The following is a 9,650-nucleotide window of genomic DNA, read 5'->3' on the forward strand; positions in this document are numbered from 1 at the left end:
ATAACCCACCCCCCCCTTGTGTTTTGTCCCCACCCCTTAACTCTTATAGCCAATCCTCGGGGGGCGGGGGCCCCGCCGGGTTTGGCCGCCCCGGGGGGGGGGGGGCGCCGCTCCCACCGGTCGTGCGCTTGAACCAAAGGATGATCAAGGCCCGGAACTTGAACCCGTTGTCAATATAAGTCACTGAAGGAGTAAGCGGAAAATGACAAGCGTATTTATCGATGGAATTCAAACGCTGGGCGTACACAATCAGGTCGTGCGCTTACAGCTGATGCAGCTCAAGCCAGATGGGAAACCAGAGCCTGAACTGCAACTGCTTATTCCCGTTTCAATCGTCAAACAGATTGTCGATGCACTCAATAAGTCCGTAAAATAAAGTAGATTGGGATCAGGTATCAAACGATGGATCAAGGATCAACAGCCGAGCCTCTTAATCTGGATGACCCAGAGCAAAATCCCGAAAAAATCACATTGGTTGGCAATCTTGACCGCTGTGAGCATGGACAGTTGCTTGGATGGGCATTCGATAAAGCGTCGCCACTGCGAACCCTCAGAGTCTCCGTTTACGATGGGCAGGATCTTCTCGGCGAGAGCACGGCTGAAATCCTACGTGAGGATCTCAAGGAAGCCGAGATCGGCGATGGTCAACATGGTTTTGAGATCCATCTACTGAGCCCGCTAGACGACGGAAAACCGCATCGGCTCACACTCACGGACGCCGAGACAGGCGCGTTGATCCGCACCCCGGAGTTCATCGTTCAAACCGAACCCGTCTGGCAAGCCGTGATTCATGCGCTGGATGGTTATGTCCTAAGCGGCGAATTCCACAGTGACATCCATTCGCCATCGAGCATGCCCTTCGCAGTCTTCGTCGATGGCCAAAAAGTGGGCGAGGCCGAAGCAGCAAGAGACAATGATCGGGGCTGCTACCCCTTCCAGTTCGGCCTGTCCGGAGCGTATTGCGACGGCATGCCCCATGTGGTCTCCGTGGCGAACTTGGATGGCCAGGGTGGTGAGGCGTCCTATGTCGGCGTCCTTCGCCCAATTCTGACAGCCTGGCAATATCTGGCGACCGATCGTGACGCGGCCGATTCACTCTATGCCGGACTCCCTGGCATGATGACGCGCCGCCTCGCGATCTTCCACGCCCATCTGCGGTCGATCATGGAGTCCGGGGGCAGCCCCGCTAAACCGCTCAAGAACCTCATGACGGCACTCCAGGTGCTGAATGAAGGCCACGAGCAACGCAAGGCGTTTCCCGCGCTTGCGCTACCCAAGGCCGCCAATCCGGATGTCTCGATCATCATTCCGGTGCATAACAAAGTCGAACTGACCTACCATTGCATCGCCTCCATCATCCTGAGCGACAATCGGTGTCAGTATGAAGTCATGGTCGTCGACGACGCTTCTACCGACAAGACCACCGAGATCAATACGCTCATCGCCAATGTGCGGCTCATCGTCAACGAGGAAAATCTTGGCTTCCTGCGCAGTTGCAATAAAGCGGCGCAGCTCGCGCGGGGGCGCTACCTCGTCCTGCTCAACAACGATACCGAAGTCGGACAGCACTGGATCGATGAACTGCTCGCGGTCTTCGACCGCTTTGACATAGTCGGCGCGGTTGGCGCCAAACTCATCTATCCGGACGGCAAATTGCAGGAAGCCGGGGGTATAGTCTGGGACAATGGCCAGCCCTGGAATCTTGGACGTAATGACAACCCTTTCGATCCACAGTGGAATTATGTCCGCCAGGTGGATTATATCTCTGGCGCTGCATTGCTGATTCCCAAGGCGATTTGGAACGAAGCGGACGGATTGAGCGATGAATTCGCGCCAGCCTATTACGAGGACACCGACCTCGCCTTCAAGGTCCGCGCGGCCGGTTATCGCACCCTCTATTGCCCCCACGCCGAGGTCATCCATTTCGAGGGTATGAGCAACGGTCGCGATATCTCGACGGGACTCAAGAAATACCAGACCATCAATGCTTCCAAGTTTTGCGCCAAATGGGTGGACGCCTACCAGCACAACGGCCGGTGCGGCGAGACCCTCTGGCGACACAAGGATCGCGGTGTGCGTTTTCGCGCCCTGGTTCTCGACTATGCGACTCCAGAGCCGGACAAGAACGCGGGGGCCTATGCGGCCGTCCAGGAAATGCGTCTGCTGCAGGCCCACGGCTTTAAGATCACCTTCGTACCGGAAAACCTCGCGCATTTCGGCAGCTACACAACCGACCTGCAGAAGATGGGGATCGAGTGCATCCACGCGCCTTTCCATGTCTCGGTGCATGACTTTCTGAGACGACGCGGTCATGAATTCGACCTCGTCTTCATCACGCGCTACGAAGTGGCGGAGCGGCACATCGACCAGGTCCGACACTTCACCCAGGCCAAGGTTCTGTTCAATAATGCCGACCTGCATTTCCTGCGTGAGCTGCGGTCCCGGCTTTTCCTTGGCGACAGCGATCTGTCCGGACCCTTGGCGACACGCGACCGCGAGCTTGCCCTAATGCGTAAGGTAGATGCCATTCTCACTTACAATGAGACCGAGCACGCGGTCATCGCAAGCCACAACCTGCGGATCGACAATATCTTCAAGTGCCCCTGGGTGCTCACCGCACAGGGACATCGGACACCCTTTGATGAACGCGACGGGATCGCCTTCCTTGGGGGGTATCGACATACGCCCAATGTCGAGGCGGTCGAATTCTTCGTTGAGAAAGTCATGCCGCTGCTGAGGGCTAAGGGTAAGGGGATCAAGTTCCATGTGTTTGGCAGCAACCCACCAGAGGCTTTTCAGACACTGGAAAGTGACGACGTTGTGATGGAGGGTTATGTCGAATCGCTCGACGCGGTCTTCGAGACCTGCCGTCTCTTTGTGGTGCCCTTGCTGTCAGGCGCCGGCATCAAGGGGAAGGTGCTGGAGTCCATGTCCTATGGCGTACCGAGCGTTTTGAGCCCCATTGCCGCCGAGGCCACGGGGCTGTCGAATGGGATCAGCACCTTGGTGGCGGAGACGCCAGAAGAATGGTCGGAGGCGATTGTTAGCCTGTACGACGATCAGAAACGCTGGCAAGCGTTTTCCGAGCACGCGCTGACGTTGGCGCGGAATAATTATTCGTTTGAGAGTGGGTGGAAGATGATGGGGAAGGCATTGGGGTATTTGGGGTTTTATTCGGGGGAGTTGGGTAATTACGCGATTCCTAAGTAATTCACATCGAGTTCCATCGTGTCCAATAGAACCGCGATCCTGATCCTCGGCATGCATCGTTCTGGCTCCAGTGCCTTAGCTCGTTCCGTGCATCTGCAAGGCGCCGCGCTTCCGAAGACTCTGATGCCGTCTCAATCAGACAACTTAGAAGGCTTCTGGGAGTCATTGCCCATTGTCCGTCTCAACAACCAACTGTTAAGTGAGGCAGAGCGGGCTTGGGATGATCCGCGACCCATCGAGACAACATGGTGGCTCATGCGTGGCGAACGACGACATCGCGTCGAACAGGCTGCTAAACTTCTCGTAAGCGAGTATCCCGATGCCGAATTGGTTGCCCTCAAAGACCCACGCTTATCAAGGCTCATGCCCATCTGGCTGGAGGCGAGCGCACAGTCCGGTTTCACACCGCTCCCGATGCTTTGTTGCCGTAACCCACTTGAAGTGGCCGACTCTCTGGCACAGCGCAACGGCATCGATTTGCGACACGCCCAACTGCTGTGGCTTGCTTACATGCTCGATGCCGAGCGCGCCACGCGCGGCCATCCGCGCGCTTGGGTGCACTATGACCAACTGCTAGTGGATTGGCGTGGAACGCTGGCACGCGCCTACGGCAGTCTCGGCTTAGACGCACTGACTCTTAGCGGTGAGGTTGCGACAGCGCTCGATGAATGGCTACAGCCGGACAAGCGCAACCATCGCCACGACACCGATCAGGTTCTGCGCGATCAGCGATTGAGTACCCTTACCAAGGATACTTGGGCAGCACTGCTGACCGAGCCTAAACCGTCCGACAAAGTGTTCGATGCCTTGAATGAGAGGCTGGCGGATGCCTGGTCGACCTTTGGTCATTCTAGCAGCAACGTGTCGTCCGCAGCGATTCAGTTGAGTCAACCTGGAAACAATATGTCCGTCCACAAAGCCCACCCCAGCAACGCTCAATCGTCTAACCTGAAGCAACGGCATATCATCCTGCACTACCATCTGTTTAAGAATGCTGGCACCTCGCTAGACCAAATTCTCAAGCAGAATTTCAAGGACGGCTGGCATGAACATGAAGGACCGGGGCCTGGGTGGCGCTCCGAGGATGTCACGGAATACCTCCGGCAGCACCCAGAAATCCTGGTGCTCTCATCACACACGGCCTTGCTGCCCGCGGCAGTATTGCCAGATACCACAGTCTATCCAATCATCTTTATCCGCCATCCCATCGACCGCATTCGTTCTGTTTATGAATTTGAGCGCAAGCAGATCGCCGACACGGAAGGGAGTCGCGTGGCAAAGGAGGTCGATATGGCCGGTTATATCAAGTGGCGGTTGAGTCGGAAGGGAGATCGATCGATTCGGAATTTTCAGGCGTATCGGTTAGCTTTCGCGGTTCCAGAAATCTTGGATGGTGTGAAACTGAGCGAAGAAGAACGGGCGATGAAGGCCCTGAAGACATTGCCCTTTGTTGGCGTGGTGGAGCAGTTTGATGAGTCCTTGGCGAGGTTAGATGAATGGTTGAAGCCGGTGTTCCCGGATATCGAGGTTAAGCCGACGAAGGTGAATGTGACGCAACGAGAGGATCTGTCTTTGAAAGAGCGGCTGCAAGCACTCAACAATGACATTGGTGAAGTCATGTATGGCCAATTGTTATCCGCAAATGATTTAGATATTAACTTGTATCAGCGCGGTCAAGGTGTATAGATATTTCACCTGTCATAGAGACGCTAGAATCTTCGTTTAAGATTTAAGGTGATTTACAATCAGTTATTTATTTATGTGGTAGTGCCCTGATTCGCAGGATGGCTACCCGAGAGAGTTTCTTCGGAAGCCCGATTAGACAGGCGCTGCTGCCGGCGATCCGCCATGGCCTATCCTGCTGATTGGGGCACTACCATTTATGTTAATCAGGCGCTCCCGGCGTCCTCATGTTGAGAACATTTGCGACAAGTTCAGGGCGATGATGTCCGTCAATGACGGCATGCACAGCGATACGGCGAATGTAGTTCATTGTCTCATCGGGAATTTGACGCGCATCAGTCATCCAATCTTTGTTCATCTCGACCTCCAATTGATGAGTATGACAACCGTGCACTGCCTCCAAATATTTAGGCACTTTGTGATTCGCGTTAGTTCAGCGATTCTGCTTAACAGATGAAAGATCTATAAGCTCATTAAGCTGGAACATCAACAGTGGAAAAAAATATAAAATTTGATCAGCCAATTTACGTCACGCGGCCGTTGATGCCTGATCTTGAACCCGTTATGCGAAAACTAAAAGAAGTTTGGGACACACAATGGTTATCTAATGGTGGAGAACAGCATAAGAATTTAGAAGCAAAAGTACGACAGTTTCTTGAGGTACCCTATTTGTCGCTTTTTAATAATGGCACCATTGCGTTAATGATAGCGGTACAGAGCCTGCGCTTACAGGGCGAAGTTATCACTACACCTTTTACTTTCCCTGCTACCACGCATGTACTCGCATGGAATAACATCACTCCAGTGTTCTGTGACATTGATGCAGATACACTGACTATTGATCCTGATCAAATTGAGGCGCTGATCACCAATCGCACCACAGCAATCCTTGGCGTTCATGTCTATGGCATGCCCTGCCATGTTGACAAGATCAAGCAGATTGCAGACCAGCACGGCCTCCGAATCATCTATGATGCGGCACATGCCTTCGGTACTAAGGTTAACGGGCAGGCAATCGGAACATTCGGTGATATTTCTATGTTTAGCTTCCACCCGACAAAGTTGTTTCATACAGCTGAGGGTGGCGCACTCACCTACAACGATCCGCATCTGAAGCAGCGTATTGATTTGCTCAAGAATTTCGGCATACGCAATGAATTCGAAGTTCTCATGCCCGGCATTAACGGCAAGATGAACGAACTCTCAGCAGTAATCGGCCTGGTTGTACTTGAACTGGTTGAACAAGAACGCGAACTGCGAAGAAAGATCCGCGTACAATACGTTAGCGAACTGAGGGAGGTTCCTGGTATTAGCTTCGTAGAAATGCCCGAAGGCGTTGAAAATAGCGAACAGTACATGGTTATCCGAATTGACAGTGAAAAGTTTGGCGCCACACGAGATGAAGTTTTTTTACAGTTGCGCGAGTACAATGTGTTTGGACGTAAATACTTCTATCCTCTCACCAGCGATTACCCTTGTTATCGCCAACTGCCATCAGCAAGAGAAGAACTGTTACAAAACGCCAAAATCGCGAGTGACGAAGTGTTGTGTTTACCGTTTTACGGCAAGCTAGAGGAAAAGGCTGTCCATATGATATGTTTGATTATCAGGTCAATGAGAGCGTAAGTGGATAGTCAGGATAAAAAGATGCCCTTGTTTCACTATCTAAAATCACGTGAAGTTGCCGGTATGCCTGCGATTTCTTCTGCGCTAATAAGGGAAAAGAGTGCAATAAACCCGGGGGTAATGCGCGATGATGAGATATGGCCTCTGATAAACTTTATCTGTACGATTGATGATGCGGTTGCTGTAGCCACTCTATTAAGAAGATATGCTGAAAGGAAGCATATCAGTGCTTTTAACCAAGTTGCTCAGCAACTTGAGGAAGCCCCGTTCATAAACGAGCAGATCTTATATGGAGAATCTGTAAAAGTTGTTTCACTTATTAGCGCAGTTACTGATGGACCGCATGTTATGTTAGTAAACGCATACGCTGCTGCTCTGCTAGTGCAGCCAGTAATAAATAAAGTGCATCTTATCTTTACTGGAGAGTGGGAATGGAGTCAATGGTCCAAAGTAAATCAAGATAAAACTGTTGTGAGACTGAGAGATGGCTTTATTAAACAAGCATCCCATTTTTCAGTCATTCGGCCTCTAATAAGTGAACTAGATGCTCGTTTGTCCATTACATTAGCGCCGCGTTCCGAAGATTTATCTCATTTGCTTGGTGATGTAGTTATTCGGTTTGAAGGGCCCGCTATATTCAAAACTACACATCTTTATAGTAAAGCAATACATCAAGTTAGGCCTGTGGTTACAGCTACCTTCAGTTCCCGCATAACTTCTGGAAAAAACAGTGATGCAACTTTAGTCAGAGGGCAAGTGAGTTCTGGTTGTCAGTTTCGCTATGTGCCGCCGGCAGCAATATCCATGACGCCTATACCGGCAATGTTGCGCGAGAGAGATGAGTATATAGTCGCTACAGTTTATTCTCAGGAGCGTATAAGAATTGGTTTGGAAAAAATGAGCAATAAAGATTGGGATGCAATAACCCGATTATTTCAAAGTGTTCCTACCGCCAAGTGGCTATTAGTCGGCGCTAATGATATTCAGGCAGCAAGAAAAACTATTCCCAAACACATCGAAGAGAAGTTCCATGCTCGGATTCAAATTCTAGGCCATAGTAGCTTAGATGAGGTTTATTCTAAGGCATTTGCCTTTCTTTCATTCCCTGGTATGTTTGGTGGTGGTGGGGCGGCTGCAATTGCAATTGCATATGGCGTACCTGTCTTGGTTAATTCAGATCCGAGATCAGATATTTCAAACGCAATTGATAATAGCCTTCATGTTGCTGGTTTTTTAGATTCTTGTACTAAACTTAGAGAATGGGTGGCTGATCCGTCATCATGGCTACAGTTTGTTGCAAAGCAGCAAAATCACTTTGCAGATAGAATGGATTTGGTATCAAAGGGGCAAGAACTACTCAGGATACTCACAGTCGTGCTGAATAAAAGGCAAATTACAGAATTGTAATTCCGACATTCCGCACATCAAAATGTGTAAAAATAATTTATCTATCTTGCTGATTTTATGTTCAAACTCAGCCGTTTCGAACACGAATTCAGAGCAAATTCCCAGTCATCGCGGGACAAAATATTCCTGCGCTTCCTGGGCGTGAAAAGTCATTATTTTTTATCGCGACTATTCGCCGATTTTCGCTTCAAATTAGCCGAAGATCGCGAAACTTCGATATGCGGAATGTCGGGTAATTGACTGGTTACAAAGATATGACGAGCAATTTTTTTATATTGGGTAACCCACGATCAGGAACAACACTCTTACGCCTGATGTTAAATAACCACCCATCGATTACTGTCCCTCCAGAAGCAGGTTTTATGATGTGGCTTGCTGAACGATATATTTCAGAAAACTTTTTGGATGATGTTGTGTTAGATCAGTTTATTAGGGACTTGAGTAAAATTAGAAAATTAGAAACTTGGAATCTCGATATGCAGCAGTTACAAAGGTTTATTAAGAATAGCAAAAAGAAAAATTATCAGGATGTGTGTTGGTTAGTGCATCAATTTTACGCTCGCACAAGAAGCAAAGGTAGATCTGTTCTCGGTGATAAAAACAACTTTTATATTGATTACCTTCCAAGGATAAAGGATTTGTTTCCAAAGGCTGGGGTCATATATATTGTGCGCGATGGTCGAGATGTAGCCTGTTCTTATATTGATTTAGCAACCAAAAAAATTGACTCAATCTACGCGCCGAGGCTGCCATTTGAAGTCAGCAAAATCGCGAAAGATTGGGTGTCAAATAATTCCTTACTTATTAGAGAAATGGATGAAAATGTAGCGCTCGTGAAATATGAAGACTTGGTAACCAAGCCTGAGCAGGAACTTATGAGGCTTTGCTGCTATCTTGGCCTTCCTTATGCAGATCAGATGTTGAAATACCATATAAAAAATCAAGTTGAGCAACAAGAGCCAAGCGAATTTATGCAATGGAAAGCGAAAACGCTAGAAGCGCCAGATGCAAATAATGTTGGAAAATACCAATCCTTGCTTACACCCGAGCAAATCAAAGAATTCAACTCCATCGCTGGGCCTGTACTTAAATATTTTGGATATAAAGACTGCTGGTAGTGTTCTAAATTTGTGCATACGCCCTAGAGAAGATTGGGGTCAGGTCTTCCTTTTTTCTTCGAGTCGGCTATATTTGGACTATGGCAAGACCACTCCGTCTCGAATTCGCTGGCGCGCTCTACCATGTCACCTCGCGTGGTGATGGGCGCGCGGTCACGGGGTCAGGTCTCCCATTGCACGCCTTACAGTCCGCTAAAGGCCCCCTGAGATGCGGGCCTTGATCATCGTCTCGCTCAAGACCGATCAAAGCACTCGACTAAAGCAATTTTTATTTACAAAAATCAGAGTCTTACTTGACTTGCTGAGGTTGCATCACGGCAGGTGGACCGAACGATGATCAAGGCCGAGATGCGAAAGTACCGCGTTCGCCGCCAGGGGTCACGGGGTCAGGTCTTGCAATCCAGCATTGATAGGCTATGCTTGCGTTTCAAGTCATCGGGAAGAAAGGGGCCAGGCTCGAGTTTTTCTGCTAGACTCTAGTGCAACAGAGTGGAAATCCCGAGACTGTTTAATCATTCATGCCGCGAGTGGCTTTCCCTCATAGGTCCAGCGGAAGGGCTTGGCCAACGTGCGATTGAAGAAGTCGATGAAATCGCTAATGCGTTT

Annotated in this window: 7 protein-coding genes and 1 pseudogene; 7 read left to right on the forward strand and 1 reads right to left on the reverse strand. The window is 49.8% G+C overall.

The features are described from left to right. Positions 1 to 202: 202 nt before the first annotated feature. From G3480_RS23530 to G3480_RS23540, 3 genes are all read left to right on the forward strand, one after another. Complete coding sequence (locus tag G3480_RS23530; RefSeq protein ID WP_164656654.1) at positions 203 to 376, forward strand: hypothetical protein; 174 nt, start codon at positions 203 to 205, stop codon at positions 374 to 376. A 131-nt stretch (positions 377 to 507) separates the two neighbouring features. Beyond that, positions 508 to 3,210, forward strand: coding sequence for a glycosyltransferase (locus G3480_RS23535; RefSeq protein ID WP_240906014.1), 2,703 nt, complete (start codon positions 508 to 510; stop codon positions 3,208 to 3,210). Positions 3,211 to 3,228: 18 nt separating this feature from the next. Continuing rightward, positions 3,229 to 4,896 (forward strand): sulfotransferase family protein, encoded by a 1,668-nt coding sequence (locus G3480_RS23540; protein ID WP_164656658.1) that lies wholly within the window; start codon positions 3,229 to 3,231, stop codon positions 4,894 to 4,896. 199 nt (positions 4,897 to 5,095) lie between these two features. Here the strand turns inward: G3480_RS23540 and G3480_RS23545 are convergent, their stop codons facing one another. After that, positions 5,096 to 5,251: a hypothetical protein gene (locus G3480_RS23545; RefSeq protein ID WP_164656660.1), complete on the reverse strand. Its 156-nt coding sequence runs from the start codon at positions 5,249 to 5,251 to the stop codon at positions 5,096 to 5,098. 134 nt (positions 5,252 to 5,385) lie between these two features. Between G3480_RS23545 and G3480_RS23550 the strand changes: the two genes are divergently transcribed. From G3480_RS23550 to G3480_RS28640, 4 genes and pseudogenes are all read left to right on the forward strand, one after another. Beyond that, on the forward strand, positions 5,386 to 6,519 hold the full coding sequence (locus G3480_RS23550; protein WP_338114212.1) for a DegT/DnrJ/EryC1/StrS family aminotransferase: 1,134 nt from the start codon (positions 5,386 to 5,388) through the stop codon (positions 6,517 to 6,519). Then, complete coding sequence (locus G3480_RS23555) at positions 6,520 to 7,926, forward strand: hypothetical protein (RefSeq protein ID WP_164656662.1); 1,407 nt, start codon at positions 6,520 to 6,522, stop codon at positions 7,924 to 7,926. Between the two features lie 236 nt (positions 7,927 to 8,162). Next, positions 8,163 to 9,044 (forward strand): sulfotransferase family protein, encoded by an 882-nt coding sequence (locus G3480_RS23560; RefSeq protein ID WP_164656664.1) that lies wholly within the window; start codon positions 8,163 to 8,165, stop codon positions 9,042 to 9,044. A gap of 80 nt (positions 9,045 to 9,124) precedes the next feature. Further along, positions 9,125 to 9,193, forward strand: a pseudogene (locus G3480_RS28640) (transposase); the annotation flags it as partial. Positions 9,194 to 9,650 lie beyond the last annotated feature (457 nt).

Origin of the sequence: Thiorhodococcus mannitoliphagus (assembly GCF_010915725.1) — a bacterium.
Taxonomy (GTDB): domain Bacteria; phylum Pseudomonadota; class Gammaproteobacteria; order Chromatiales; family Chromatiaceae; genus Thiorhodococcus; species Thiorhodococcus mannitoliphagus.